22 protein-coding genes and 1 pseudogene are annotated in these 26961 nt (G+C 61.0%); 6 read left to right on the top strand and 17 right to left on the bottom strand.

Translation table 11 applies throughout. The features are described from left to right. Positions 1-60 precede the first annotated feature (60 nt). A complete protein-coding gene (locus tag FRZ40_RS38105; protein ID WP_147235987.1) occupies positions 61-1407 on the top strand; it encodes an IS4 family transposase in 1347 nt (448 codons plus the stop codon). Positions 1408-1454: 47 nt separating this feature from the next. Next, on the top strand, positions 1455-1640 hold the full coding sequence (locus FRZ40_RS38100) for a hypothetical protein (protein ID WP_147237644.1): 186 nt from the start codon (positions 1455-1457) through the stop codon (positions 1638-1640). Between the two features lie 114 nt (positions 1641-1754). Here the strand turns inward: FRZ40_RS38100 and FRZ40_RS46375 are convergent. From FRZ40_RS46375 to tssH, 17 genes and pseudogenes are all read right to left on the bottom strand, one after another. Then, positions 1755-2609, bottom strand: a pseudogene (locus FRZ40_RS46375) (PAAR domain-containing protein); the annotation flags it as partial. Between the two features lie 12 nt (positions 2610-2621). Further along, positions 2622-3068, bottom strand: coding sequence for a DcrB-related protein (locus tag FRZ40_RS38085; protein WP_147237642.1), 447 nt, complete (start codon positions 3066-3068; stop codon positions 2622-2624). 18 nt (positions 3069-3086) lie between these two features. Beyond that, the gene (locus tag FRZ40_RS38080) at positions 3087-5078 is read right to left on the bottom strand and encodes a type VI secretion system Vgr family protein (RefSeq protein ID WP_147237641.1); all 1992 of its coding nucleotides are present in this window, start codon (positions 5076-5078) and stop codon (positions 3087-3089) included. Between the two features lie 67 nt (positions 5079-5145). Then, a complete protein-coding gene (locus FRZ40_RS38075) occupies positions 5146-5598 on the bottom strand; it encodes a hypothetical protein (RefSeq protein WP_158647070.1) in 453 nt (150 codons plus the stop codon). Next, the gene (locus tag FRZ40_RS38065) at positions 5595-6092 is read right to left on the bottom strand and encodes a lysozyme (protein ID WP_193567067.1); all 498 of its coding nucleotides are present in this window, start codon (positions 6090-6092) and stop codon (positions 5595-5597) included. Before FRZ40_RS38065 ends, FRZ40_RS38075 begins: the two co-directional genes overlap by 4 nt. Before the next feature lie 259 nt (positions 6093-6351). Beyond that, positions 6352-7410 (bottom strand): type VI secretion system baseplate subunit TssG, encoded by a 1059-nt coding sequence (gene tssG, locus FRZ40_RS38060; protein WP_147237638.1) that lies wholly within the window; start codon positions 7408-7410, stop codon positions 6352-6354. Next, the gene (gene tssF / locus FRZ40_RS38055) at positions 7352-9280 is read right to left on the bottom strand and encodes a type VI secretion system baseplate subunit TssF (RefSeq protein WP_147238528.1); all 1929 of its coding nucleotides are present in this window, start codon (positions 9278-9280) and stop codon (positions 7352-7354) included. The genes tssG and tssF (FRZ40_RS38055) overlap by 59 nt, the downstream gene beginning before the upstream one ends. Positions 9281-9540: 260 nt before the next feature. Further along, positions 9541-13569, bottom strand: a complete 4029-nt coding sequence (gene tssM, locus FRZ40_RS38050) for a type VI secretion system membrane subunit TssM (RefSeq protein WP_147237637.1) — start codon at positions 13567-13569, stop codon at positions 9541-9543. Between the two features lie 15 nt (positions 13570-13584). After that, positions 13585-14892 (bottom strand): type VI secretion system protein TssL, long form, encoded by a 1308-nt coding sequence (gene tssL / locus FRZ40_RS38045; protein WP_147237636.1) that lies wholly within the window; start codon positions 14890-14892, stop codon positions 13585-13587. Positions 14893-14957: 65 nt separating this feature from the next. Next, the gene (tssK, locus tag FRZ40_RS38040) at positions 14958-16304 is read right to left on the bottom strand and encodes a type VI secretion system baseplate subunit TssK (RefSeq protein WP_147237635.1); all 1347 of its coding nucleotides are present in this window, start codon (positions 16302-16304) and stop codon (positions 14958-14960) included. Positions 16305-16317: 13 nt separating this feature from the next. Further along, complete coding sequence (tssJ, locus tag FRZ40_RS38035; protein ID WP_028366206.1) at positions 16318-16827, bottom strand: type VI secretion system lipoprotein TssJ; 510 nt, start codon at positions 16825-16827, stop codon at positions 16318-16320. 70 nt (positions 16828-16897) lie between these two features. Next, complete coding sequence (locus FRZ40_RS38030; protein WP_028366207.1) at positions 16898-17380, bottom strand: Hcp family type VI secretion system effector; 483 nt, start codon at positions 17378-17380, stop codon at positions 16898-16900. A gap of 55 nt (positions 17381-17435) precedes the next feature. Further along, positions 17436-17906: a hypothetical protein gene (locus FRZ40_RS38025; protein WP_147237634.1), complete on the bottom strand. Its 471-nt coding sequence runs from the start codon at positions 17904-17906 to the stop codon at positions 17436-17438. Between the two features lie 46 nt (positions 17907-17952). Beyond that, positions 17953-18417, bottom strand: coding sequence for an NlpC/P60 family protein (locus FRZ40_RS38020; protein ID WP_147237633.1), 465 nt, complete (start codon positions 18415-18417; stop codon positions 17953-17955). 104 nt (positions 18418-18521) lie between these two features. Then, on the bottom strand, positions 18522-20015 hold the full coding sequence (gene tssC, locus FRZ40_RS38015; protein ID WP_147237632.1) for a type VI secretion system contractile sheath large subunit: 1494 nt from the start codon (positions 20013-20015) through the stop codon (positions 18522-18524). A gap of 68 nt (positions 20016-20083) precedes the next feature. After that, complete coding sequence (gene tssB, locus FRZ40_RS38010; RefSeq protein ID WP_147237631.1) at positions 20084-20617, bottom strand: type VI secretion system contractile sheath small subunit; 534 nt, start codon at positions 20615-20617, stop codon at positions 20084-20086. A 34-nt stretch (positions 20618-20651) separates the two neighbouring features. Beyond that, positions 20652-23357, bottom strand: coding sequence for a type VI secretion system ATPase TssH (gene tssH / locus FRZ40_RS38005; protein WP_147237630.1), 2706 nt, complete (start codon positions 23355-23357; stop codon positions 20652-20654). Between the two features lie 375 nt (positions 23358-23732). Here tssH and FRZ40_RS38000 point away from each other — a divergent pair, with 375 nt between their 5' ends. From FRZ40_RS38000 to tssF (FRZ40_RS37985), 4 genes are read left to right on the top strand one after another with little or no spacing between them, the layout of a single operon-like run. Then, positions 23733-24176 carry a hypothetical protein gene (locus FRZ40_RS38000; protein ID WP_147237629.1) on the top strand — a complete coding sequence of 148 codons (444 nt, stop codon included), beginning with the start codon at positions 23733-23735 and terminating at the stop codon, positions 24174-24176. After that, positions 24173-24457 (top strand): TagK domain-containing protein, encoded by a 285-nt coding sequence (locus FRZ40_RS37995; RefSeq protein WP_147237628.1) that lies wholly within the window; start codon positions 24173-24175, stop codon positions 24455-24457. Before FRZ40_RS38000 ends, FRZ40_RS37995 begins: the two co-directional genes overlap by 4 nt. After that, positions 24454-24996, top strand: coding sequence for a type VI secretion system baseplate subunit TssE (gene tssE, locus FRZ40_RS37990; protein WP_147237627.1), 543 nt, complete (start codon positions 24454-24456; stop codon positions 24994-24996). The genes FRZ40_RS37995 and tssE overlap by 4 nt, the downstream gene beginning before the upstream one ends. A gap of 35 nt (positions 24997-25031) precedes the next feature. Then, the gene (gene tssF, locus FRZ40_RS37985; protein ID WP_147237626.1) at positions 25032-26930 is read left to right on the top strand and encodes a type VI secretion system baseplate subunit TssF; all 1899 of its coding nucleotides are present in this window, start codon (positions 25032-25034) and stop codon (positions 26928-26930) included. Positions 26931-26961: the final 31 nt, after the last annotated feature.

The raw sequence follows: 26961 nt of genomic DNA, 5'->3' as shown, positions 1-26961 counted from the left end.
GCACCGGCGTGACAGGGGTTGTTAACGGCCGGAATTTCGCGTTTACTCTCGACTTTTCGAATGCAGATTCGCAATGAGCCGGGAGCGTGGGTGGACGAGGAATTTGAAACACTGGATCTGGGTGACCCAAGGCGGGATCGTCGGGCGAAGCAATTGCTGAAGCGGTTTGCCACGCGTCCCACTGCGAGTATTCCGGGTGCCTGTGAGGGCTGGGCCGAGACCATGGCGGCGTATCGCTTTCTGGGCAATGAGCACATCGACTGGCGCGACATGATGCAGCCGCACTGGGAGCGCACCACTGCGCGCATGGGCGAGTTACCGGTAGTCCTCTGCGTGGCTGACACGACGGAGCTGAATTTCAACGGCCAGGACATCGAGGGGGCCGGCCCGCTCAGTTACGAAGCGCAGGTGGGCATGTATCTTCACGCGACCTATGCGGTCACACCGGATCGCGAGGCGCTGGGTGTCATGAACGCCTGGATGTGGGCACGCGAGCCGCGCGACGAAAACGGCCAGCGTGGCGGCGTGCGCGAGAGCGTTCGATGGATCGAAAGTTATGAGATCGTGGCGCAGCAGGCGGCAGCCATGCCCGGCACGCGGCTGGTATATATGGCCGATCGCGAGGGTGATATCGCCGCGCTCATGCAGCGTGCGCAGGAGTTGGGCGAACCGGCTGACTGGCTGATCCGCTCCCAGCACAACCGCGCACTCAAGGGCGAAGCGAAACTGTGGGAGACGGTACACGCGAGCGAGGTGCTCGGTCATATCAGCTTCGTGCTGCCCGGGCGAGGTGGCCAGAAGGCGCGTGAAGTGAAGCAGGAGCTGCGCGCACAGCGCGTGACGTTACCCGGGCGCGGCGGCGTCGAGCTGAGCTGCATTGAGGCATGTGAAGTGGATGCGCCCACTGACGTGAAGCCCGTCGTCTGGCGCCTGCTGAGCAATCGCGAAGTGCCCGATGCGCATGCGCTCACCGAACTGATTGACTGGTACCGCGCGAGGTGGGAGATCGAGATGTTCTTCAATGTGTTGAAGAACGCCTGCCGGGTTGAAACGCTGCAGCTCTCGCAGATGGAGCGCGTGGAGAAGGCGCTTGTGCTGTATATGGTGGTGTCCTGGCGTATCGCACGGCTCATGCGACTGGGCAGGACCTGCCCGGACCTGGATGCCTCGCTGTTCTTTGAGGCTGACGAGATACACGGCGCACACGTGCTCTCAAAGAAACCCCGCCCAAAAAAGCCACCGACGCTTAACCAGATGATACGGATGATCGCGTCACTGGGTGGATTCCTCGGACGCAAGGGCGATGGTGAACCCGGCGCGAAGACACTGTGGATTGGTATGCAGCGTGTCATGGATGCGGTGATCACCATCCAGATCCTGCGCGACGGGTACGACACTTCTGTATAACGAGATGGGCTGAGCCGGGCGAGGGCGTGATGGTAGTGCAGCTTCAGATGGTATCCGCCGTGTGCCTCGACCTCGTCGAGACGTCCGGCCTTGTCCCGCTTCAGGACGATATGCTGGCCTTCGGGCCCTTCGATGAGGACAAGTCGGGCCACGTTTTCATCGTCGAAATCGCCAAGCACGAAGTAGTGGTGCGAGAGTGTATGAACGACAAAACGACCATCGTGCGCGCGTGACAGGTAGATCTGTTCTTCATGGTTGTAGAGCTGATGACCGGGTTCGAGCAACGGAAACCGGATCGTTCGTCCTTGAGGGCCCGTGTAGATCAGCGCGTCGTTTGCACGAGCGAGCGTGATTTCCCAGTCCAGCCGCCAGCCAGGGCCGAGCATGCCTGCATCTTGCAGCGTGCTCGAATAGAAGCGTGACGCGCTTACCGGGAGCCTCGCGGGCAGAACAAAGTCTGTCTCAGGCAGGATGACCTTGCGGCCGGAAATGACATCGACGGGATGCCCCATCAGGGCATGCATCGCTGGACCAATGACGTAGTGATTGACCGCCTCGCTTGCCGCCATCCCTGCGGCAAAGCCTGCAACAAATCTGGTCGCGCAGCGAATTCCGAACTGGCCACCGGCTTCGGCCATCTCGTGCGCGGCTCCTGCCATGCTTCCCGCCAGCCCTGCCACGATGAACGCTACCTGAACTGCAGTTCGCAACCAGTCAGGAATCTCAGGATCGATCTTGAGGTATTGAACGGTTCCTCCGCCGATGAAAACATCGTCCGAACCTGCGTCGACCGTTGCGTCGCATTCCGTCCTGTCTTCCTTGCGGGCCGCTGCCTTGTCGTTGATGAATACACTGCCTGAGCCTTCGGCAATACGCTTGACGGGCGGATGTTTGTCGCAGGAAACCGAGCTGAATTCGACATGCGCGGCGTTACGGTTGTTGACAAAAACGTTGGGCGATCCGATCGCAATCGTGCCGGCGTTTGTCTTGATTGCCCGGCCTATCGACTCACCGAGTGAAAGTACCCCTTGTGCAGCAAATCCCGCTGCGAGACCGGCAATCAGGGCTGCGCCGAAGCCGCATGTCACCGTGCTGAATGCAACGGCGGCAATGATCGCTATGCCGATGATTGCCCCAATCAGGAAGCCCGCAAGAGCACTGCTATGAGCAATCGGGTCGTGCAGCCGGGCTGCTTCGTACATGGGGACTCCGTTCTAGTTGTGCGTCGCAGGCTGAAAACTCGCCAGCCACTGCTGCCAGCGTGTTTCCTGAGTGCCGTCAAATGGACGCACACTGCTACAGGACAAGATCAGCACGCGTTGGGGCGCGTGAATGAACGCTGCCTGACGCTGATGGATCGTGGTGCTTCCATTCCTGTGTGTGGACGTAACCTGTTCTCCAGAGAGGGAGAGGCTGTCCGCGCCGAGCGTCGTCGCCTCACGTCGAACAACGGAGTAGTTGCGAAGATTCTTTTTAAGCAGACCGATTTGCCGGTCCACATAGGCCGGCAGCGTCTCGGTATCGAGCAGCGTGTCGCGGGCGATATTCATGTTGACGGGCGACGGCGATGTGTTGCCGAGAACGAAGATATTCGTGCTGCGGTCCGCAAATCCGTCCGGGAGTGCGATGCTCCCTTCTTCAATCCGGTAACGTGTGTTCATGTCAGCCGTGCATTACTTTTATTTGTTGAGGTCGATGCGCTTGCCTTTCATTGCGAATAAGCCCTTGGCCGTCTCTTCGATCTGGACGCCCTCGATCTTGATGAGACCGTTTTCCTGCATCGTGATCTTCGACGCCCCGCATTCGAGAACGATGCTTTGCGTAGCCTTGAGCGTGTAGGTCCCGGCAGGCGGTGCAGCGGCGTCAGGGGGCGGGAGCACGCCGACCGTTAGCGCCATGCCTCCGCCAACCCCAGACGTTTCATTGCCGGTCGTCGCTAGCGAATGGTTACCGCCAACGCTTTGCGATCGGTCGTTGGCGATCTCGATCGTCTCGTTGTTGCCGACCTTGCGGTTTCTGTCGTTAAGGACCGAGTGTTCTTCGTTGTTTTCAACCTCTGTCTTCATGTCGCGTTCGGCCTGCAGCCACAGCTGTTCACCACCCTGCTTGTCCTCGAAGCGGATCGCGTTGGCGTTGCCTGCGCCACCCTTCATCGAGCGCGAGATAAGGCCGCTCTGCGTCGCGTTGCCTGGCAAATCCCACGGGGGCATCGTCGCGGCGTTGTAGAGCCGCCCGACCACGATCGGACGATCGGGGTCGCCGTTCTCGAAGTCGACAATCACCTCGGTGCCCACGCGCGGCACGTTGACACCACCGAACCCGCCACCTGCCCATGGGTACGACACACGTATCCAGCACGACGAGTTATCGTCGTTGACATCAGACCGGTCCCAATGGAACTTCAGCTTCACGCGACCGTACTGGTCGGTCCAGATTTCGCTGCCGGGTGCCCCGGTGACGATCGCCGTCTGTGGCCCGCTGGTGTGCGGTTTGGGATAGAGGTTGCGCTGTGGCCGGAAGACCGTCGTGGCCGGCTGCACGGTGAACGAGGTCTGAAAATGGTATGGACTACCACCCGAGGACTGCTCCAGTTCGCTTGCATGCAACAACGCACTGATCACCAGGTATTCCTGGTTGGCGGCCTGGTATGGATAGCCTTCGAGATTGAAGGTGGTGCCGCACACGACATTTCGCAGGGCGCCACTGCCTTGCGCCCGTTCGCCGTGCGCACGGATTTCTTCCATGCGCAGCCGGGCTACATCCTTGCCTCGTTGAAGCTCGGTATAGTCGCCTGGCCACTCGTAGCGCTCAAGGTCGTTGTTTGCGGTGTCCTGGATTAGTTCGTTCCTGGCCGAGAGCAGGGCGCCAGGCTGCTTGAAGTCAAAATCATTCGTCGTCCAGCGACCCGCCTGGAGGCTCCCCGCGAGGTCGAAGTGATCGACGTATTCCATGTCGATCCTGTGACCTGGCGGGTAGTACGGGAGCGTGTGATAGGCCTCGCTATCGACCGGCCTGTGCGAACCCAGATGATCGACCAGCACCAGCCGGTGAACCGTATTGCTGTGCTCGAAGAACCAGTAGATGCCGTATTCAGCCAGCAGGCGCTGGACGAACCGGTAATCCGTCTCGCCATACTGGACCTGGTAGTCGAGCATCGGGTACTGTTCGCCCAGACGCTCGTCGTACGAGTAAAAGTACTTGCCGAAGACTTCCCTGATGATCTGGACAACGGTCTTCCGCTGAAAAATCCTGAAGTCCGAGCTCTGGTCTGCAAGCCATATCCAGGGTTTCAGAATCAGCTCATAGCGGCTTTGACGGTGGGACTGTCCGACATAGCGCGCGTGAGCCACGATGCCACTGATCTCACGTGTGCCCGCGCCGATATTGCCCATACCGGCCACGCCGGCAAGCCCGGACACAAAGCTGCCCATCCCTTCGAGCTGGATTTCGACCGTCAGCTCCCGCCCGATCATCGACTTCAGGTCGATGTTGGCTGCAACATCTGGAGGCAGTTCCGGCGCCGTCAGACAGTCAAGCGTATAGGTGTAGATTTCCGAAAGCGCTTCCCCTCCATCGATGCAACGCAGTTGAAGCATCGGCACGCCGCCCGGTCCTTCTGGCAGCGCAGGCCCGCTGATCGTGAGGGTGCGAGTTTCGGTAACATCAAGCATGATCTGCCCATCCTTCCTGATAGTTAGGTGTCGCGTTCAGTGCCCGCGGATTGCCATCCGTGCTGCGCTACTGATGCATTCTTCTGGGCGTAATCCTCACGGCCCGGTAGAACGCGCCACCCCGATACACCACGATGTCCGGGCCGGCACGAAAGACATGGCCGCAGCGTCCTGCGTCCAGCACCAGCGTGCGCGTCGGCACGCCGGCATCGCGCGGACCGGCGCGATATTCGTTCAGTAGAAGTGCCGTTGTCGAAAGCGTTGAGACGCGCATCGTGTCTGGAACGCAGTCGTAAGAGCCGATGCGCAACTGGTGCTCGCCGATCGTGACGTGCTGTCCAATAAGCCGGTGTATTTCTGCGGGGCTGACTGATTCTTCGCTGTAGCCATTGACTCTGGTCACGCGCCATGTCCCCTCGAAGAGGAACGGCGTATCGAGCGTGGCGGCATGCGCCCCAGAACAGGTCGCCGTTACGATCGACGCGGTAACCAGGCAACGTCGGAAGATGGCGGGCGTCACGGAGTTGCCTCCGATGCGGGGCCACGCACCGGCGATGGTGCCGATACCGCCGCAAGGGGCGGCGCGAGAAAGGGTGCTGCCTCCCTGCGTCTGCGTTCGGCAAGGCCGTCGCTACGGCGCCGCGGACCAACCGGACGGCCATGTGCGTCGTGGCTATGCGTGTAGATGTACTCGTTCATGTTCCGGGCAACGCCCGCCATGTCTCCGCGGTTTGCGGGTGCCAGCGCCTCGCTTGCACGCCGTGGGATGTTGTAGGCGAAGCTCACGGCCGCATCAAACTGCGCCTGAGTGAGTGGATGGTCGGTGACAGCATTGCGCACGATCTGTTCGGCGTACCGGACGCCCGTGGCCAGACTCGACTGGATGAGCGTATCCGGCACTGGCTGGCCAAGTTCGTTTGCCCTGCATGGCCCCATATGCGCGAGCGAGCCGATTCCATAGGTGCAGTTGTTCGCGGTGTCGTTGTAATACACGTGCCGCAGTCCCTCGTTCACCTGCAGTGCTCGCTGGCCAGCTCGGGAGAGGGTGAGCCCTGCATTGGCATTACCAGGCGGAGTGCTTGCGTTTGCCGCCTGCACTGCGTTTGCGGAATTGGCATTGCCATTGCCAGGCTGACCTGGCAATGGCAGTTGTCCCGCGTTCGGTCGCGTGGGCGGATTCGGGACGGGCGGCTGGCCAGCGTTGTTATCCGCGAAACGGTTCGGAGATGATCGAGGCATGAGGGTGCTCTTTTCTATCTGTGCCTGATGATGTTCATGCCGTTCGGTCGAAGCGATTGACGTCACGCTCCGGCTCAAAGCACATGCCATTGATGGCGACGTCCGCGGCGGCGTTCCGGCCGAGCCAGGTCGACCAGCCCAGTTGCTGCTCAGCCCCAAGGGTGGCGGGCGTGGCGCTCGCTGTCTTGAGCTTCAGCTCAAGCTGCCAGTGCCGGCTCTTGCCTACGAAGCCGCGCACCAGATCGACCAGCAGCGGCAGATCTTCGCCGTCGGGTGTAAAGCGGAGGTATTGCCCGAGGTCGACAGGGCCGATCACGATCCTGAAGCGGTGCTGCCGGTCGGGGACCACCTCGCCCAGTACTGCGCCGCCGAGCATCGAGGCCTCGCCAGGTACGGCAAGCCGGCTGAAACATTCAACTGGCAGCTCCATCCACTGGAAGACAAACGGCTCGACGTCTACGGGAACACGGAAGTAATGCGCGAGCGTCTGTCGAATACCATCAGCGTCATGGCCTTCGCGCACCCTGTGCGGCGCGGCCGCAACCTGCGCATGAAAGGGCACGGACACGTCGTCGAGCAGTTCGGGATCCATGCCTGCGAGCGCGCTCGTGTAAAACGAGAACGTTTCGGTTTGTGCACCGGGCCGGTCCAGTCCTGCTGCGGCCTGAGTGGAGGCCCACGCGAGATAGAACTGCGTCAGAAAGCGGTGGTGGAAGATATCGAGGAAATCCGATAGCGTGCTGTCGCGCCGGTTCAGTTCACGCTCGCGCGCGATTTCCGTGACATGGATGGGCAGCGGACCGTTCGGTCCGAGCATGCCCAGTCCGTACAGGCGCATGAAAAGTCTTGCGTCATCGCGCTCGTGCACCTCCGCGATTTCACTCGGCGCAAACGTCAGGCTCGGTTGCTGCCCGATACGGAATGGCTCCCCCTTCGGGCGAAGTGCGGTGCCTATGGGGTCGATAGCAGGATCGGCCCCTATGCGGCGCATGAGCCCGAGCCAGCTGAAAAGCCATGGTTCGCACTTGATGCGCTCAAGCATCTCCGCGGGAAGCGAGACATGGGAACTGGACGGTAACGGCAGACGATCCATCAGGCCCCCGTGTGCCCATGCGCACAGGCCAGCGGGTGATAGCGCCGCGTTGTATCGAACGCAGTCGTGTCTGCGTGAACGAGTGGACCGACTCACTGCGTGCCACGTAGTGTTCCAGCACGAGGCCAAAGAGATACGGGCTCACGCCGTGAAAGCCGGTTTCGTCCACGGTCAGCTCACAGTCGATGCCACGCCCGAACACAATGTTGCGATTTCCCGGCAACATGCGCGTCACACCATCGGTTTTCACGTTCACGAGGCTCTCGATCTGCTGGCGCAACGCCACGTCTTCTGGCAGGAGATACAGGCGCAGCATGTCCCGTAGCCCCTCGCCCCCGTTCTCGAGCGCGAGATAGCCGAAATTCAGTTGCCGGATCAGCTCCCACGCTCTTCTGCCGTCGGCATAGGGCGCGCGCGGCGCACTAGGCTCGCGAATCAGCCCAACTTCTGCCGAGGGAATGGAGACAAGCGGCTTGAGATCGTCTTTACCGTTGCGCTCGATCAGACGCGGCAGATCGCGGTTGGTCAGCCAGACATTCACGTCCAGATAGCGCATGCCCTCGTGGTAGATTTCGCCCTTGCCGTCAAGCAGCGTCACGGACACGTCGGAGCCCGTGTAGGACGTACGTGTGCCATAACGACGGCGTGTGGCGGTCTGCTGCTGCCGGGTGCGCTGGATCGAGAAATAGCGTTGCGCCCCGTCTTCATCGTTATAGAGAGCCTGGTACCGCGGTAGAAAGCGCAGCTTCTCCGACTTCGTCCCGATCGAGCCAGTCAGATCGTCGATCGCGAACACCTCGTAATCGAAGGGCGTCTGCGCGCGCGGTACCAGCGGGAATGTCGTGCTGGCCGTGCGCAGTTCGATGCGGCTGTTGCGTTCGGGGAAGAGGTTAATCACGGGCACGCAAAACAGCGCGAAGCGCGACGCGTCGATGAGCGCCGACAGATTGCCGGGCGCGCGGTCGAGCAGCAGCAGGATTTCCGCTTCATTGCCCTTTATCTTGCGCAAGCCGGCAGCGAGTCCCGTGAGGGTGAAGAAATAGAATCGGGCAGGGAACGCGGCAAATTCATGGAGTACGTTGTGGCCATGAAATTTCGGCCACGCAAGCGGAAGCATGGTCTGATCCAGTCCGAAACCTTCGTGCAGTACCGGCTTCGTCGATACGGCCGCGAAGGGCTGATCGGCATCTGCGAGCCGGCCAGGCTCACCAGTAATCGTTGCCACCGTCGCGGCATGCACGAGTTCAAAAATCTGCGACGCGATTGTTTCGTCGCCGGTGAGATAGAGGGTGAGCTGGTCGAGATCGACGAGATCGGCAATCTGTACGTTCGTGCTCGTGCGGATACGCAGGCGCAGGGCGCCTTTGATCGTCGCGTGTGCGGGCACGAAGCGGTCGATGCCGGGCACATCGGGCGGGATCCCCGTGTTGCGCGCGTCGACGATCTGCAGCGGGTAGAGCCGCACGTCCTGCGTACTGCGGAACTCACAGGGCGTGACCTCTCCATCGGGGGTACGACTGATGAAGCGCGTGTGACGGGGAACCCGGACGCCAGCGACGAGGTCCCCCTGTGTACCTTTTGGATGAAACTGGATCACCGACATGGAAGGTGTGGGTGATACGTAGTTGGGGTAGACCGTTTCCAGATGCCGCCAGGTATATTCGGGAAACGCGGCATCGATGCGATCGCGTATGCCGGCGAGCACAAAACTGGCCGACTGGACCAGTTGCTCGATGTACATATCGTTCACTTCGCCCGCCTGCATGCCCATGCGTCGGCCTACCTTTGCATGCCGGTTTGCGAACTCCAGCGTGAGCTCCGTCAGATAGGCGTGCTCGCGCAAATAGAGGTCCAGCATTCGGTTATTCACTTCTGACACATCGTCCGTGAAATGCAGAGGAATACTGATAGTAGCATTGTGACCATCTCTTAAAACGATGTGGGGAAAGCCAGTAATCAGGTGCGTGCGTGGACAATCCTGAGAGGTGTCAACTTGCCACCGGGCCTGTTGGCGCGCACGATCACGGGTAGGACAAGGATCACCATCCGTCGCGAAGTGTCCGGGCCGTGGGGAAAACGGGATATCAAATGCACCCGAAAACGAGCCGGGTTGCCTCTGTCGATCGTTGCCTATCCCCGTGGAGCGTCAATTGCGCCTGCGGACATACCTGCGGCCGGAAGGCCTGGAGGCGGTCCGCCATCCGGCAGGCTGATCATCGGCACCGAACTCGGGCAGTGGAATGTTTTCAGCACATCGCTTGTGAGCGGATTCGCGACACTGCCTGCGTTCGAAATGTCGAGCACAGCCTTGCGGCCGTCGAAGTCATAGGCGACCCGTGTGCGGCCGGGCGTAGCCGTCTGGATGGCTTGCCCCTTGCGGATCAGGCGCATCAGTGCCCACGGCCCGTCCGCTGCGATCGTCGACGTTTCGGGGCGAATGCGCGGGCTCGCCGTGATTTCCGTATGGACGCCGCCGCGCGGACCAGGCCAGCTGACGCTGAACGGGGCGACGGGACCGTGCTGGTACAGCGTGCTCTGTCCGTCGATGTCAATCGAAAGGGTCATGATCGTCGGGTCAATTTCCGGCACGCGAATATCCGCCTTCCACAGCATCTGCTTTCCGTGATCGCCGAAGAAAACGTCGCGTATGGCTTTCGCATGCTCGAACGGTTCGAGATCGGGTCCCTGCACGGGTTCCGAGGCGCCGGGTAGCGTGCGGTAACGCCACGGCCTGGCGGACGTATCCACAAACGGTGTGAGGTTCCTGGTAAAGAAGTCGTCGATCACGCCGCCCTGGGCGAACACGCGCGTGAAGTCGTCGATATTCACGTCGCGCTTGCTGTCGGGGTCGAACGGATAGTTGCCTTCCACGCTGAGACGACAGGTATCGCTGACCGCGGCCTGCATCTGGCGGGAAAGCAACTGGCCGATACCGTGATTCACCTCGCGCGAGCCCTGGACGGAAAGGCCGAGCAGTACTTCGCGCAAGGGGGCGGGCATCGTGTTGGCCGCCATCTTGAGCTTCGACGCAATGTCGCTTGCAGGCGGCATGCTGTTATTGCTGATGGCGTTGTCTGCTACCGTCAACGCGGTGTAGTAGTCGTTGAGCATGCCCGACACGCCGTCGAGACCGTCCTTCCTGCCGGCCGGCGCGCCTGCGCTGCCCGGATCGGCGTCGCCAACGTCAGCGTCGCCCGTGACCACCTCGCGCAGCGCGGCGAAATGGGTATCGACGAGTTCGCGCTCGATGCGCTCCTCGGCACGAATGCCCGGCGTCGTGCCGGCTTTCTGGCCAACCTTCCCGGCCGTCTTCTGGAGAAACGAACCTTCCGTGGCCGTGGGCTGCGTGATCGTCGTTTCGCGTACTGCGGCACGCGCCAGCCGCGCCAGAGGCGAATCGGGCGCGGCGAACTGGCGCAGCACCTGCAGGTTGAACGACAGACTGGTTCCCTGCACGGTGCGAATGTCTCCGAGAAAGGCGTCCCACTGCTGCGCGTACTCGGTGAGGTACAGTCGACGGATCGCCCCTGCAAGGGGATCGTCCTGACCGGTCGCGAAACTCACGAGGTCAGCCGTTTTTTTTTCGGCCTCGCCCAGATAGGAGCGCCCCATCACCCAGGCATCGTCGTCCTGCGCGATGTGTGCGAATTCACGCAGGCGCTTGTCGAAGAGGTTCCGGTAGCCATCGAAAGTGAAAAGGCCAGGCACGCCACGCGAGAGCGGGGCGCCGCTCGCGCGCGTGAATACTGTGCCCGCCTGGGGGCCGACGGCACGCAGCAGCGTGAACTCATCGGGCGCTTCCTTCTGTATCACCGCCTTCGCACGTTCGTACAGGCGTTGCGTCGCATTGCTTGAGTCGAGGAATGTGCGCGCTCCCTGGATCAACCCGTCATTGCGAATGAGCGGCGACTGCACGACGTGCGCTCCCGAGAAGAGTTGCTGCACGTGTCCGATCATCGTCGCGCGTCCGCCGAAGATCGACGCGCTGTCCGTCTTCGCCCAGTCGTCGAGCACCCAGGCCTTCACGTCGTCGGCGTTGAATTTCGCCTTGTCATAGAGCATCAGATAGACGCGCAGTGAGTCGTAGGTCCCTTTGGCGTCCCTCGCCGCCATTGACTGCGAGATGACCTCCTCCATGCGGTGCACGATGTGCGGCAGCAGCAGATTGTTTTCCAGCGAGAGGTACGTATCGTGGCCGGCATCGACGACAGGGGGAGCGGAGTACAGTCCGTACCGGTAGCTGCCATCCGGATCCGCGAGATCGAGGCCCGTCAACGTCGGCAGATAGAGCGCTTCGCTCAGCGTATCCGGGACAGCTTCGGGCTTCGGATCGCGATAGAGCTGCGAGACCCGGGCTGCAAGCTGCTGCGTTTTGCGCTGGATAGTGTCGAGGTAGTCGCTGTTATGGTTGAAGCTCGTGCGCAGACCCAACGCAAGCCACACGAACAGCAGCGTAGCGAGCGCATGGCCGAGTATGCGCAATGCGCGAATACGGTACTCCCAACGCAGGTTCGGACTGACCAGATGGGCTTCCGGGATGACGACCCTGGTGAAAAGATCCGCCAGGAAGTAGCTCAGATTGCCGTCGGCGCGACCTGGGTGTGTGACGATCTCCTTGCCCACTCCCGTGCCAAGTCGCTGGATGATCGTCAGCGGTTCGGCTACGACCGCACCACCGCCTTGCGTGGCGCTCGTGAAGTACACGCCACGCAACGTCGCGTGCAGCTGCGTATCGTCGTAGCGGGAGTTCAAAAAGAGCTGCGACAGCAGTTCAACGAGCGGCACTGCGAGCGCCGCGAATGCCTCGGGCAGCGCAATAAGACGGCGCCGGCGACCCGGGTCGTACTCGTCCTCGAGACGAGTATTGACGCTCCCCGCAAGCCGCGACGCCAACTGCGTGAGCTCGCCATTGCAACGCGCAGCCACGTCCGTCTGTGCTGCCTTGTCCAACACCGGCAGCGTGAAGCCCCATATCTGGGCGCGCGTTTCCTCGGTGAGCGAGCTGAAGTAATCTGCAAAGCCCGGCAGACGGTCCATCTGCGTGATCAGCATGTAGACCGGGAAGCGGATGCCGAGCATCGCCCGCGCTTCGGCAAGCCGGGTGCGCAGCATCTCGGCTTCGTGGGCGCGAATGGCGGGATCTTTCGCCGTTAGCACATCGAGGTTGATCGACACCAGTGCGCCGTTGATGGGAGCACGCGGCCGATGCTTGCGCAGCAGAGTGAGAAACCCGCTCCACTCCGCGGCATCGATGCTTTCGCGACTGACGCTGTGCGTGCCGGCTGCAGCGCAGGTCGAGGCTGCGGGTGAAGTCCTGGTATCTGCAGCGGCCGGGGCTACGGACACTTCGTGTTTGCCATCCGGCAACAGAGGGGCTTCGGCCGGCACGCTCATGACCGGAGCGGACGAACCGTGACGTGTGTAGTGTCCAGCCGTGTCGATCAGCACGGCATCATTGGTGAGCCACCAGTCGACGTTCCTGGTGCGCGCGATGGCGCCCGCTGTACGCTGCGCTGCCGTACCGAGCGGAAAGGGCAGGCCAGCGTTGAGCAGGGCCGTGGTCTTGCCCGACGCATTCGACCCGAGCGCCAGGAACCAGGGCATCTCATACAGGTAGCGTGTGCCCTGGAACAGACGCCCGATGCCGCGTGCGCCCGTGCGCATTGCCTTCAGACGCACGAGTGCGCCGTTCATTCGCGCTTCGACGTCCTTCAGACGATCGGCTGCGGGCGACGGTTCCTTCTTCGAACCGAAGGCCAGTGCTTTCTTGAGAAAGTCATCATCGCTGCGCATCCGGTCCCAAAGCCACCAGATACCCCACGCGGCAAAGCAGGCAATCACCAGCGCGATGGCGATGATGCGCGCGGCGACGGATTCGAAGGGCGCGCTCGTTCCGAAACTCAAGAGCGGCGCTGCGTACCAGATCAGCAGGCAGAGCAGGGCGCCAAAGACCAGGCCGGTGGTCAGCCCGGCAGCCCACAACAGCACGCCTGCCAGCAACAGGGCAATGACGACCACGCGCAACGCGACGCTGGCGAGCGGTTTGAGCCCGCCGAATGCGATCAGCGGTCCGAGGAACCAGATGAGCAGTGCCAGCACCAGCAATGCAAGCAGCGCAACGAACCAGCGCGAGCTCAAAAACGACAACAACTTCTTCATTGCGAAATGTCCTGATCAGGGCGTGACGGTAATTTCAACGCGGCGATTTTGTGCGCGGCCTTGCGGCGTGCGGTTGTCGCCCACGGGATGGGTCTCGCCCCTGCCAATTGCCTCGAGGCGGCCGGGCGGTACGCCATCGGCCTGCAGCATCTGCATGACCTGGGCGGCGCGTTCCTCGGAGAGCGCGTCATTCGATGCGAACTGCCGGCTCCTTACAGGCACGTTGTCCGTGTAGCCGCTGACCGTGACCTTGCCGGGCACCTTGACCACCTCGTTGGCAATCTTCGCGATGACCGGGCCGATCGATGTCTTCACATTGACACCGCCAGGCTGGAACATCGAGTCGCCGCGAAAGGTGACCGAGCTGTGGCGCGCGTCCTCGTCGACGCTCACCGTGCCGGCAGCAATCTCGCCCTTGAGCAGTTCTTTCAGATGCGGCAGTCTCGGCGCGGGAGGCGGCGTCATTCTGCCGATGTCGATGATCTGCTTCTCGGCGGCGGCACTGCGGTTCAGAAGCTGGTACTTGAACCATCCAAAGAAACCTGCGAGGACAAGTCCGAGCAGGAGGACCGTGATCCACACGGGAAAGTCGTAGAACGACATCCGCCGCTGCTTCGCATCCGACTGCGCATGTGCGGAGAGCGCAAGAGGCACCACGCCTCGCCGGGTCTGGATTTCCGTATAGAGTCGCTGGCGGATGGCATCGTGCCTGCGCGGACCATCTGCCTCGTGACCGTACCTGCCCATGAAGCCGAGACTGAGGATCCGGTAAATCACCTCGAGCAGATCCAGATGCTCGTGCGGCTCCGTCATCAGGCGCGATATCAGCAGATAGACCTTGTCGCCGCCATGCCGGTCTTCGTGGAATTCGGTAGCAAGGCCGGTCTCGATCCACTCCATGCCCTTTTCGCGACGGCCCCATTCTGTCCGCATGGCTGCATCGTCAAGGGCCGTGCACAGGCTGTAACGCGCTGCGATCATGTGGTCGCGCCGGATGTTGACCTGCTCGCACAGGCGCTGGAATGTGCGCACCTCCCTCTTGAGCAGCTGGTGAAGCTGTTCGATGCCGAGCTGATCGAGCTCACCAGGCATGTCGGCCAGCGCGCGCAGCAGCGGACGCGATGCTTCGAGTAACCGGTTCTGCGCCTGCTCGACGGCACGCTGACGCCCGGCCGACGGTTCACCAGCCGGTATCGTGTCAAGCAGACGGGAAGCCACAGGGGTTGTCCTGTCTTCCTGAAATGGTGCAGCAGTACCGGCCGGGCCGAAGCCCGGATCGCGGAAGTTACCGCCAGATGCTCTGCTGGTTCCCTGTGCGTTCACGCTTTGTCCTCTTTTTCTTTGCGCCACGGACACGAGACCGTCGTGTCCGCGTCCCGTTATCTGCGTTACTGGCGCACACCCCAGAGTTCCAGCTTGAGCCCAGGGAAATCACCCGCCACGTGCAGGGCGATACCACCGTGCTCCACGATCGATTCCCACAGGGCACCGCTGCGGGTAAGTTCGAAGTAGACGTAGCCCGCATTGAATGGAATCTGGCGCGGCGGAACGGGCAGCGACTGCAGCGTGACGCCGGGAAGGTGCGAGCGAACGAGATCCGGGAGACGTTCCGAGGGGCCGACCTTTGCCTGGGTCGAGAACTGCTGGACGAGCGCATCTGCGGGAAGCTGCGCGGCCACCGCCAGCACAACAGCGCTGAAACTGCGGAGCTCCGCCGGATCAACCACGGCGTTGCGCATGCCATAGCCGGTGTCCTTGAGCGGGATGCTCTGCGCGCTGCGCACAAGCACGGCGTTGAGCAGCCAGTGCGTATCGTCGACGAGCGGCTTCAGGCAGACATGTGGTTCGATGTGCTGATAGGCCGGATGCGAATCAAGCGGCCGGCGTGTTTCGGGCCGCACGTACGTCGACAGCTCCCCCGCCATGCTGAGCAGCATCGCGTAGATCCCGGCAGGTGAGGTCGTCGGCACGCGGCGCAGATGCTGCAGCAGCGGCTCATAGCGGTTGAGGGTCTGAAGCAGGAGGTAGTCCGAGACCTCCGCGACGGAGCCTGCCTTGCCGTCGGATCCCGTCAGACGCCTCGCGAGTGCGTCGGCGCGCAGCCGCGTGAGCTCGTGAACTTTTCCGAGCCAGCTCGTCAGGAGCTCGCTTGCTCCATACCCGCTGACGGGCGGGACCAGCGATTCGTCGAGTTCGATGCTGCCGTCGGCGCGCGACGTGGCGACTCTCGTGAGCGGCAGGCCGATCCACGCATCGGTCATTTCCTTCTGGGGCACGAGCCGCAGGCGCAGATTCGCGAGTTGTACCGCGCGGGCACCCTGGCCGACGGAGTTCGTGTCGCGCAGCTCCGTGGAGAAGACACTGTAGCGCGCGAGCGAATCCGGGCTATTCTCGAACGTGGTCTCCTCGCCATTCGGAACCCTGATTGGCACCGCAAGGTGAATGACCTGATCGAGATGCTCCTGGCGTATCGTCAGGGGCGCGGGAGGCGGTGTGCTGCCCGGCGCGTCGAATGGCGTGCCGTCCGCGAATACGCCGCTCGCGGATTTGATGATTACCTTGCCGAGCGCGAGTGCCTCGCGGTCGATCGAGTAATGCGAAAAACCGAAGAAGAACGGTGAGAGCGGAGCGGCACGCCGGTGTGCGAACTGCTCGAGATAGCGCTCCTGCTGCTGAAAAAGCTGCGGCCGCAGGAACAGGCCTTCGCTCCAGGCGACCTTGTTGTGCCAGCTCATTGAAGTCCTTCTGTTATTTGCTGTTCGTTGTGTCGGTGATCCTGACGGCGTTCGCCTCAAGATCGATGGTCAGCTTCAACTTCGGGCTGAAGCGGTACCACGCAGCCGCTGGCGAGGTCGGCACGGCCCACGTTGCCCGCCAGACGGAGTTGGGCAGGTCACGATAGGCAGCAATGACGCCGAGCATCGTCGTTGCCTGGTCCGCGTCGCGCTGAATGGTTTTGTGTTCGCCGGGGCGCAGCTGGAACTGGTCACGCACGACGAGATCGTCGGCGAGCATCACCTTGTCCTTGTCCTGCAGGGAGAAGAAATCCGCGCTGTTGAATGCGTCGGCATTCTTCAACTCATAGACGCGAACCACGACAGGCGCGGCCCGCTTCTCGTCGTCCGGGTTGACGCCTGACGAAGCCGCGATCGACAGGTCGAGCCTGACAGACTCATGGACGCCCTTCGACGGATCGCTTGTGCACGCGGCTAAACCCAGCGTGCAGGCCATCATGGCAGCTCGGGTAGACATCAGCATCGAAAAGTACGGGCGAGTGAATTGATGAAACAGGCCCGGCACGAGACCGGGATCTGCCGAAGAGGAAAAATCAGGCTTCCTTGTTGCCCTTGATGTCGAAGCTGGCCGTTACTGCGCCGCCGCTACCGCCCTGGGCGTTCTGGACGACGTATTCCTGCTTGACCTTCGCGAACGATAGACGAACGTGTTCGCGGATGCCGTCATCGTTGTTGCTGCCTGCCGGGCTTACCTGCGTAACGATGACGTCGTTCATCGTGATCTTGAGGTATTCGAGCGGGTTCCCGCCTGCCTTGCGAATGGTCAGCACGGCCTGGTCGATATGCTTGCCCGTCAGACAGTACTTCATCAGGTTCGGGCTCGCACGGTCGACCATATGGTCAAATGCAAGATCCTCGACGCTCGCCTTGCCGGCGCCGCCGCCCGAGCCCGTGTGCATGTTCGACTGTTGCGAGATCTGCCAGCTCCAGCTGGCCACTTCGATTTCATTCTTGTGGGCAGCGTCCGGCGCTTCGCCGTCGATACCGGTGATCTTAAGGAAAATATCCTGTGCCATATGTGTACTCCTAAGTTATTAGGGACTTCTATTACTTCAACAACGCTTTCTTTTGTCAGCGAACCGGCAAGCAGGCTTTGTCAAGCCGGACTCGCTTTTTGTCCATGATCAGTGCGCCGTTGCGATATCGCGCCGATTCCCCTTCAAACACGGGGCTCTTCCAGACGGTCCGGCACGTTCTCGCATCGACTGCAAACACAACGTTCTCGCTTCCCGAAAAGGTCGAAATGTAGACCTTGTCACGAGCAAGCCATTGTTTGCCTTCGATGAGCGAGACATCGCTGCTCGCCGTGCAGGTTGCTCCACTGCCGACGCGAATGCGTGGAGGTCCCTGGTAGACAACCGGCGACGACGGGTCTGCGGGCGAGGCCTCGCCAAGATCTATCGAGACGTTCTTTGCTCGCGCTGTCTGGCCAGTCACCTTCATCTCGACTAATTTGCACGGTTGCGACCAGACAGGCAAAGGTGCCAGCAGGACACCCATGAGCACAGCAGTCATCGTGGAAACTTTCTGATTGATCGTCATAGTCTTGTCTGTGCTAACGAAATGCCGCGAATGCGTGAAAGGGTATTCAGACCGTGCGAGCAAAATAACTCACATGCTTTAGATCATGAGCGTTCCACGAATAATGGATGCTGGCGTGCTTGCGCCCGACTGAATGCAGTTTTCCCCAGTACGCAATCGGAACCGAGCTATTCGCGCGAACGACAACGGCAACGTGGCCGTGTCCGGACGTAGCCAGGCCTGCCACGACCAGATAACCGTTGTTGGCATAGCTCATCGCCTGACTTGCATCTGTGCCGAGGTCGCGCCACTGGGACGAGGAGTTCATCAACGCAACGAGCTGGTTGGCATTCCCGCTGAGACTGATGCCCAGTTCGGTGGCGACGGCCCGCACGAATCCGCTGCAATCGCTTTTATGCGCATCCCACTGGTGTTCGCATGCACGGATCACGGGGTCATCCGTGTCGACATTGAACGAAGGCTCTGTGCTTTTCCGCTGATGAAGGTGCTTGTGATGCGGATGATGCGCCATCTTGAGTTTCTCCAGGGCTGCTGACCGCGAACGCGGTACCTATCAGGGACGATGAGGGACGATATCCGTGCCGACTTTGCCGACGGTCGCCACGGCGACGACGATTACGCCGCGACCTTCACGGACGGCAGGCGCGCAACGAGACGCAGCGATACCGTCAGGCCTTCGAGCTGGAAGTGCGGACGCAGGAAGAACTTCGCCTGGTAATAGCCAGGGCTGCTGTCGACGTCTTCCACGACAACTTCGGCCGCGGCCAGCGGGCGGCGGGCCTTGGTTTCCTGCGACGAGTTGGCGGGGTCCGCATCCACGTAGTTCATGATCCATTCGTTGAGCCAGCGCTGCATGTCTTCGCGCTCGCGGAACGTACCGATCTTGTCGCGCACGATGCACTTGAGGTAATGCGCAAAGCGCGAACAGGCGAACAGGTAAGGCAGGCGAGCCGACAGGTTGGCGTTCGCCGTGGCGTCGAGATCCTGGTATTCGGCGGGCTTCTGCACCGACTGCGCGCCGATGAACGTCGCGTTGTCAGTATTCTTGCGGTGGACGAGCGGAATAAAGCCATTCTTCGACAGCTCGGCTTCACGCCGGTCAGAGATCGCGATTTCCGTCGGGCACTTCATGTCGACGCCACCGTCATCGGTCGGGAAGGTGTGGCAAGGAAGGTTTTCCACCGTACCGCCGGACTCGACGCCGCGGATCAGCGAACACCAGCCGTACAGCTTGAACGAGCGGTTGATATTCACGCCCATCGCATATGCGGCGTTCGCCCATGCATAGTTGCGGTGATCCGGGCCGTTCGTCTCTTCCTCGAAGTCGAACTCGTCGACCGGGTTCGTGCGCGCGCCATACGGCAGGCGCGAAAGGAAGCGCGGCATCGCGAGACCGATGTAGCGGGCGTCCTCGCTATTGCGCAGCGAGTTCCACGGCGCATATTCGAGGTTCTGCGTGAAGATCTTCGTCAGGTCGCGCGGATTGGCGAGTTCCTGCCACGACTCCATCTGCAGCACCGACGGCGATGCGCCCGAGATGAACGGTGTGTGTGCCGCAGCGGCGATCTTGGCGATCGAGCCCAGCAGATCCACGTCCGGAGGGGTATGGTCGAAGTAGTAATCGGCCACGAGGCAGCCGTACGGCTCGCCGCCCAGCTGACCGTACTCCTCTTCGTAGATCTGCTTGAAGAGCGGGCTCTGGTCCCAGGCGAGTCCCTTGTAGCGCTTCATCGTGCGGCGTAACTCTTCCTTCGAGACGTCCATGAACCGGATTTTCAGACGCTCGTCCGTTTCGGTGTTCGAGACGAGGTGGTGCAGGCCACGCCATGCCGATTCGAGCTTCTGAAAATCGTCGTGATGGATGATCAGGTTGATCTGTTCGGAGAGCTTCGTGTCAATCTGCGAGATGATCGCTTCAATACTTTTGTACGCATCGTCGCTGATCGTGGCCGATTGCAGCAACGCCTGTTCGGCCAGCGTGCGCACAGCATATTCGACGGATTCCCGCGCACGCTCCGTCTTTGGACGGAATTCCTGTTCAAGCAGCTTTGAGAAATCGTCCTGCTGATGGACTGCGCGGACGGACTGCTGTTCCTGCAAAGTTTCCATGATTATCCTTCGGTATCCTGAGTGTGATGGGTATGGCGTAAGCGCTAGAAAGTATCGCCAGCCTGCTATCAGTCGGCAGTGTTACCGGCTGCGTCGTCCCTGACTGCGGGTTTCGGTGCGGAGGCGAGCGCCTTCAGAAGGGCCGGGTCGGTGAGCAACTGATTGACCAGCGCTTCGGCGCCCGACTTGCCATCCATATACGTCTGCAGGTTGGCGAGTTGCGTGCGTGCGTCGAGGAGTTGTCGCAACGCCCCCACTTTGCTGGCGACGGCCGCAGGTGAGAAGTCTTCGATACTTTCGAAGGTCATGTCGACCATCAGTTGCCCTTCGCCCGTCAGCGTATTCGGCACTGCGAACGCCACACGCGGCTTGATCGCCTTCATGCGCTCGTCGAAATTGTCGATGTCGATGTCCAGGAAACGACGATCGGCGACAGCCGGCAGAGGCTCGACAGGCTTGCCCGAGAGGTCGGCGAGCACGCCCATGACGAACGGGAGTTCGACCTTTTTTTCGGATCCGTACACCTCGACGTCGTATTCGATCTGGACGCGCGGGGCACGGTTGCGCGCGATGAACTTCTGCGAACTGTTTGTAGCGGACATGCATGGTCTCCTTAGAGGGAAAAAGGTGAGCCGTTTAGTGAAGCGGTTCTATCGGAACGTAAGAGGGAACCTCAGGTTGCGCGACAAAGGCAAGTGCCTGCGCAGGGGCGAGCGTGCTGTCATGCACATCGACGGCAATCGACATAAGGGTATGTTTCGCAGCCAGTGCGTCGAGCCATAACCCGGACAATCGCGGCAGAATGTGCTGCTCAATGAATCCCGTCAGTACCCGTGCACCCGTCTCCCCGACCAGGCACCGCCCCACGACGTAGTCGACGACGCGCTCGCTGTAGGTCAGTGCGATCTCCTGGGTGTCGGCGATCCGGCGCACGACACGGTCCAAATGCAGGCGCACGATGCCGGCGAGCGTTGCGCTTGCGAGCGGCCGGTAAGGCACGACGGCCATGCGTCCCAGAAACGCGGCTGGAAACGTCTTGAGGAGTTCGGGCGCAAGCGCGGCACGCAACGTGTCCATGTCAGGTGACAGGGCCTCATCCGCGCACAGGGCCGTAACGAATTCCGAGCCGGCATTGCTCGTGAGCAGGATCGTCGTGTTTCGGAAATCGATGAAGCGGCCGTCGCCGTCTTCCATGTAGCCCTTGTCGAAGATCTGAAAGAACAGCTCGTAAACATCGCGATGGGCCTTCTCGATCTCGTCGAGCAGCACGACGGAGTAAGGGCGCCTGCGAACCGCCTCCGTGAGCACACCGCCTTCGCCATAGCCGACATAGCCCGGAGGCGCACCCTTGAGCCCGGAGACCGTATGTGCCTCCTGGTATTCGCTCATGTTGATCGTGATGAGGCTCTGTTCGCCACCGTACAGCGCTTCTGCAAGCGCCAGTGCGGTTTCTGTCTTGCCCACACCCGACGGCCCCGCAAGCAGGAACACCCCGAGCGGCTTTTTGGGGTCGGCGAGTCCGGCGCGCGCAGTCTGCACACGTTCGCAGATTTGCGCCAGCGCGTCCGTCTGTCCGATGACACGCTCCGCAAGCGTCGCAGGCAGCGAGCGCACAGCGGCGATCTCGTCCTTGACCATGCGCCCAGTTGGAATTCCCGTCCAGTCGGAGACGATGGCGGCGACGATCGCTTCGTCGACTTCCGGGAATACCAGCGGGGTTTCACCCTGAAGTTCACGCAGCGTCTTTTCGAGTTCGTGAAGTCTGGCGTGTCCACCGCTGTGTCCCGAACCATCCTGTCGCGCCTCGGAGATAGCCGTCCCCCGTGCGGCGCCAAGCGCCTTTGAGGCGGCTGCCTGTACATTCCAGTTCGTTTCGACTGCATGTTCCTCAATCGCGAGGTCATCGATACGTGCACGCGTCGCGGTGATGGCACTGGTCACGTCAAGGCCGATCCTGGATTCGCGCTCGAGCATGTCGAGTTCGACTCGCGCTGCAGCAAGGCGTTGACGCACATCCTGGAGTTCGCGCGGCGCGGTATGCTGCGACAGCGAGACCCGTGCGCAGGCTGTGTCGAGCAGGCTGATCGCCTTGTCGGGCAATTGCCGGGAAGGAATGTAGCGGTGCGAGAGTTCGACCGCGGCACGGATTGCCTCGTCGCGCAGGATGACGCGGTGATGCGAGGCGAAGGTGCCAGCAAGCGCTCGCACCATCTCTATCGCCTTGGTTTCTTCGGGTTCAGGAACCTGCAGCACCTGGAAGCGGCGCGTGAGCGCCGGGTCTTTTTCAATGTGCCGCTTGTATTCCGCCCAGGTGGTGGCGCCAATGGTTCGGACAGTACCGCGCGCTAATGCAGGTTTGAGCAGATTCGCCGCGTCTCCCGTTCCGGCCTGTCCACCCGCACCCACCAGCGTATGAATCTCATCGACGAACAGCACGATGGGAACGGGCGACTTCGCGGCGGACTCCAGCACACCTTTCAGGCGCGCCTCGAACTCCCCCTTCATGCTTGCGCCGGCGAGCAGCGCGCCAACGTCTAGCGCCATCAGACGAATGTCGGCAAGCTGAGGCGGAACCTGCCCCTCGCTGATGGCAAGCGCCAGCCCCTCGACGACGGCAGTTTTTCCCACGCCCGCTTCGCCGGTGAGCAACGGATTGTTTTGCCTTCGGCGAAGCAGCACATCGATGATCGTGCGGATCTCGAGTTCACGGCCGACAACGGGGTCGATTTCACCCGCCCTCGCGCGCGCTGTCAGATCCTGGCAATACTGCTCGAACGATCCACCACACACTGGTCCCGCAACAGCTTGCGATTCTTCACCAGGGACGGCTGACGAGAACCCGCTGTTGTCATGGGGTGCATCGCTGTCTTCCGGCGAGCCCTCGACCCACGGTAACAAGGTGTTTGCCAGATCATTGTGCGGAATGCGGCTGAATGCTGGCGAGATGAAGAGCAGCACGCGCCGCAACTCCTGTGTATTCAGGGCGGCGGCAATCAGCCATGCGCCGCGAATTCTCCGCTCCCTCATCTCGAGTGACGTGAGAACCCATGCTTGCTCGATCACCAGTTCAACGTGATATGAGAAGTCACACATCGAGCTGGCACCCGCGGGCAATGTATTCAGTGCGCGCGTGATATCGCGCTCAAGCGCGTCACGATCGATACCGGCATGCCGCACGATCCGATGCAGGTCGCTATCCGGCAGTTGCAGCATCTGATGAAGCCAGTGAGCCAGCTCAACAAAAGGGTTGCCCCTGAGTTTGCAGAAAGCGGTTGCCGATTCGATGCTGCGAAATAGGGTGATCCCGAGTTTGCCAAACAGCGCCCGGCGTGAAATGGACATGGTTTCGACTTGTTGTGAGATTCAGGTTCACGAGTCGCGCGTCTGGAAAACGCTCGCGATCTTGTTTGAATAAGTGTAATACCCAAATATTTCGGGATGCAGAGTATGTGGAAGATTTTAGAGGGATATATTTGACTATTCATGGTTTAATGCTAAACGATGTAGTAGTTTTACTAACCATGTAGTGGATTTTCTTACGTACGCGATGCAACTCTATTTGCTAAGCATTGCGTATGATGCAGGTCCAATTGATGTGGACATCTTGTGTCCTGTTGTGTACTAATCTGGTCTTTGGTGCAAACGTACACGGTATCCCACGGACAGGTTAGATCTCCCATGCGGCTAGTAAGCAGATTCTTTCCCAAACCGGCAGACGTGAGCGACGGCCTTGAGTCCGCGGGGTCGCCGCAATCTGCTCGTACGACGACTGCCGGACAGTTTGCGGATGGAAACCCCGATACGGGTGCAGACCTGAGGAACGACACCCATGCCCACGATGGGACGATTTTTGACCTGCTGGGTTCGCGGCTTGACGGCGGTCGGGAATCCCTTCATGAGCAGAATTTATCCCGTTCAGCACCAGCGGACAGTGACCACCTGCTCGATGATCTGTACGTTCGCTATTGCAAAGCGCTCGACTGGCAGGAACCGCTGATGCCGGGCACATGGGTACCCTCGAGCCGGTCGGTTAGCGTTGACAGGATGATCGACACACCTCGCGAGGAAGAGGGCCACACCACAGGCGCAGCGATATCGGGCCTGTTTCCGGATATAGAAAGCGTCGATGAGGCGTTTGGTCCCTCGTTGCAAACGCGATGACGCGGGATGAAGACTGCGACCGTGCTCCAGAGATTCTCAGGCTGTTCGCGCCGCCGGAATATCTGGTGAAGGGGCGCGTCAGAACCGTATTTCCGCCTGCGCTCACCCGGCGCGAACACCATACGCTGTCGATTGACAGTCCCGTAATGGAATTGGGCAGCACATCCCAGAAACAGGAGCGCGGACAACTCATGAGCAGTGGGCACAACAACGATCATTGGCGGCCGGCAGCATCTGAGCGCATCGCAGCTGAGACAAAAGACAACGGGGAAGCGCAATGAAGCAACGCCGGAAAACTGAGCCGTTGGTCACGCGCGCGCCGCGCCGTCAGAACAGCTATCTGATGCCGACGCTACTTGATCGTCTGGCCGATCATGCGCCTCATCGATTGCACGAGAGCCCAGGCGAATATGCGGTGACACGCACCCAGATGCGCGACGTCATCCTGCGCGACCTGGCGTATCTCCTGAACACGACTAATTTCGGCAAGGAGATTGACCGTGAGCAGTACCCGGAAGCAGCCGCATCCACGATCAATTATGGTGTTCCCCCGCTGACCGGCGAGTACGCTGCGTCGCGCGCGTGGGTGGACATCGAGCGGGATATTCTCCGTGCGATTCTCGATTTTGAGCCGCGCCTGATCCCGGAAACACTCAGCATTTCCCGGCTGAAAGGAACCGACGGAAGCCGCTATAACAACCTCTCTTTTGAAATTCATGGAGAGATCCAGCTCGATCCCTATCCACTGGAATTCACGGTGCAAAGCACGCTGGATCTGGAGACGGGCCAGCTCCATGTGACGGGCAGGCGAGCGGGTTGAAGTGAACAACGTGTTGCTCAGAAGACAGATCCTGAATGGACCCAAAGTTGCTTGAATATTTCAACGGACAACTGGTCCGGCTGCGTGAACAGGGCGGGGCGTTCGCGCAGCAACATCCGGAAATCGCTGCGCGTCTGGGTACGCAGAGGGCCACGGGTGGCGATCCGTATGTGAGGTTCCTCATTGAGTCGTTCTGCCAGATGGCGGCACGCACGCAGACCAAGCTCGACGCGCAGTTTCCGAAGTTTGCTGCGCAACTGATGGACGCCCTCTGCCCAGGCTATGTCGCTCCGACGCCGTCGATCGCGGTGGCACGCGTATATCCGCGCGCCGTCGATGCCAATGCGCCCAATGCGCCCAATGGACACACTGTGCCGCGCGGTACCATGTTCAAGGCGCGTGTCGCCGCTGGCGAGAGGACGGCATGTCAGTTCCGCAGCGCCCGCGATGTAGCGCTTTATCCGCTTGAAATCAGCGACGCGAGACTCACGGGCATCCCGGCCGACATACAGGGAATCGACCGGTATGTTTCGGCCGAACGGCACGTGCGGGGCGCATTGCGCATTCGTTTTCGCACCACAGACACATCGCCGATATCCGGCCTGCAGGGGCTGGACCGCCTGCCCGTGTATCTGGCAGGCGACGAACACTTCGCCTCTCATCTTTTTGAACTGCTGCACGCCGGCGCCGTCGCGCTCGTTATCGGCGAGCCGGGACAATTCGACACCAATGGCCGCTCACCGTCCGTTGTGACATCCCGTCCGCTTGCGCATGAGGGGCTGGGTGTCGACGAGGGGCTGTTGCCGATGAGCTGGTCGAAATTCCACGCGTACGACCTGTTGCGCGAGTATTTCGCGTGCCCAAACCAGTTCTATTTCTTCACGTTGACGGGACTAAAGGAAGGGTTCAGCCGTATCCGGGGACACGCAGTCGAGGTGGTGGTATTGCTGGACCGCAGCGCGGAAAAGCTCGCCGGTGTGATGGATGCAGCGCGGCTGGCGCTGTTCTGCACACCCGCGATCAACCTGTTTTCCAGGCGTACCGACCAGATCGGCATTTCACCGGGGAGCACGGACACCCTGCTATTCCCGTCGCGGATCGATCCACTCGACTACGAAGTGTTTTCGATTGACCGCGTCATCGCACAGGAAACACCCACGTCCCCGGGGCACGAATTCCGGCCGATGTTTGCGACGCTGAACAACGACAGGCGCAACTACGGCCGGTATTTCACGACTCGCCGCGAACAGCGGGTGATATCGGGCTCCGCCCAACGCGCTGGCACACGCACGTCCTACATCGGTACGGAACTGTTCGTTTCCCTCGTCGATCAGCAAAATGCACCGTGGAGTGGGGCGCTGCGCTATCTCACGGCCGAGGCCTGGGTGACCAACCGCGATTTGCCTCTACTCGTGCCGCGCAACGGCGTGAATGATCTCGAAGGCGGGGACGACAACGTCATTGCGTCCGTGGGGCTCGTGCGGCCGCCCAGTCCGCCACGGCCGCCTTGGGTCGAACGCGAAGTGCCCTGGCGTCTCGTGCGACTGCTGAACTTTGCGAACCTGCCCATCAGCGATATGAGCCATCGCGATGGCGGCAAGGCATTACGTGATCTTCTTCGTCTGCATCTGCCCGACGGCGACAACGGAATGCTGCGTCAGATAGAAGGCCTGATCGGCGCGAAGTCCGGGCCGGTCGAACGCATGCTCACCCGCGAGGGTCCGCTGGTATTCGGTCGTGGGGTGGAGTACACCCTGACGGTCGATGAGACCGGTTTCTCAGGCGCCAGTCCATACCTGCTCGGACTGATCGTGGAGCGCTTCCTCTCCAGCCATGAATCTCTCAGTGCATTCACGCAGACTGAACTGCACTCGATGCAACGCGGGCTCATCGCCCGCTGGCCCGTTCGCATGGGTACGCGCGAGGGCAACTGACGCGGCATACCCGCACTCTGATACACAAAGG

Origin of the sequence: Paraburkholderia azotifigens (assembly GCF_007995085.1) — a bacterium.
In the GTDB taxonomy this organism is placed as follows: Bacteria; Pseudomonadota; Gammaproteobacteria; order Burkholderiales; family Burkholderiaceae; genus Paraburkholderia; species Paraburkholderia azotifigens.
The sequence above is the reverse complement of the archived record's forward strand: the minus strand, read 5'-3'. Positions and strand labels throughout refer to the sequence as shown.

Bases quoted from the DNA above. Each gene is read 5' to 3' on its own strand.
- FRZ40_RS38105 (WP_147235987.1), top strand. From the start codon at position 61: ATGCAGATTCGCAATGAGCCGGGAGCGTGGGTGGACGAGGAATTTGAA.
- FRZ40_RS38100 (WP_147237644.1), top strand. From the start codon at position 1,455: ATGGTATCCGCCGTGTGCCTCGACCTCGTCGAGACGTCCGGCCTTGTC.
- FRZ40_RS38085 (WP_147237642.1), bottom strand. From the start codon at position 3,068: ATGAACACACGTTACCGGATTGAAGAAGGGAGCATCGCACTCCCGGAC.
- FRZ40_RS38080 (WP_147237641.1), bottom strand. From the start codon at position 5,078: ATGCTTGATGTTACCGAAACTCGCACCCTCACGATCAGCGGGCCTGCG.
- tssG (WP_147237638.1), bottom strand. From the start codon at position 7,410: ATGGATCGTCTGCCGTTACCGTCCAGTTCCCATGTCTCGCTTCCCGCG.
- tssM (WP_147237637.1), bottom strand. From the start codon at position 13,569: ATGAAGAAGTTGTTGTCGTTTTTGAGCTCGCGCTGGTTCGTTGCGCTG.
- tssK (WP_147237635.1), bottom strand. From the start codon at position 16,304: ATGAGCTGGCACAACAAGGTCGCCTGGAGCGAAGGCCTGTTCCTGCGG.
- tssJ (WP_028366206.1), bottom strand. From the start codon at position 16,827: ATGCTGATGTCTACCCGAGCTGCCATGATGGCCTGCACGCTGGGTTTA.
- FRZ40_RS38030 (WP_028366207.1), bottom strand. From the start codon at position 17,380: ATGGCACAGGATATTTTCCTTAAGATCACCGGTATCGACGGCGAAGCG.
- FRZ40_RS38025 (WP_147237634.1), bottom strand. From the start codon at position 17,906: ATGACGATCAATCAGAAAGTTTCCACGATGACTGCTGTGCTCATGGGT.
- FRZ40_RS38020 (WP_147237633.1), bottom strand. From the start codon at position 18,417: ATGGCGCATCATCCGCATCACAAGCACCTTCATCAGCGGAAAAGCACA.
- tssC (WP_147237632.1), bottom strand. From the start codon at position 20,015: ATGGAAACTTTGCAGGAACAGCAGTCCGTCCGCGCAGTCCATCAGCAG.
- tssB (WP_147237631.1), bottom strand. From the start codon at position 20,617: ATGTCCGCTACAAACAGTTCGCAGAAGTTCATCGCGCGCAACCGTGCC.
- tssH (WP_147237630.1), bottom strand. From the start codon at position 23,357: ATGTCCATTTCACGCCGGGCGCTGTTTGGCAAACTCGGGATCACCCTA.
- FRZ40_RS37995 (WP_147237628.1), top strand. From the start codon at position 24,173: ATGACGCGGGATGAAGACTGCGACCGTGCTCCAGAGATTCTCAGGCTG.
- tssE (WP_147237627.1), top strand. From the start codon at position 24,454: ATGAAGCAACGCCGGAAAACTGAGCCGTTGGTCACGCGCGCGCCGCGC.
- tssF (WP_147237626.1), top strand. From the start codon at position 25,032: ATGGACCCAAAGTTGCTTGAATATTTCAACGGACAACTGGTCCGGCTG.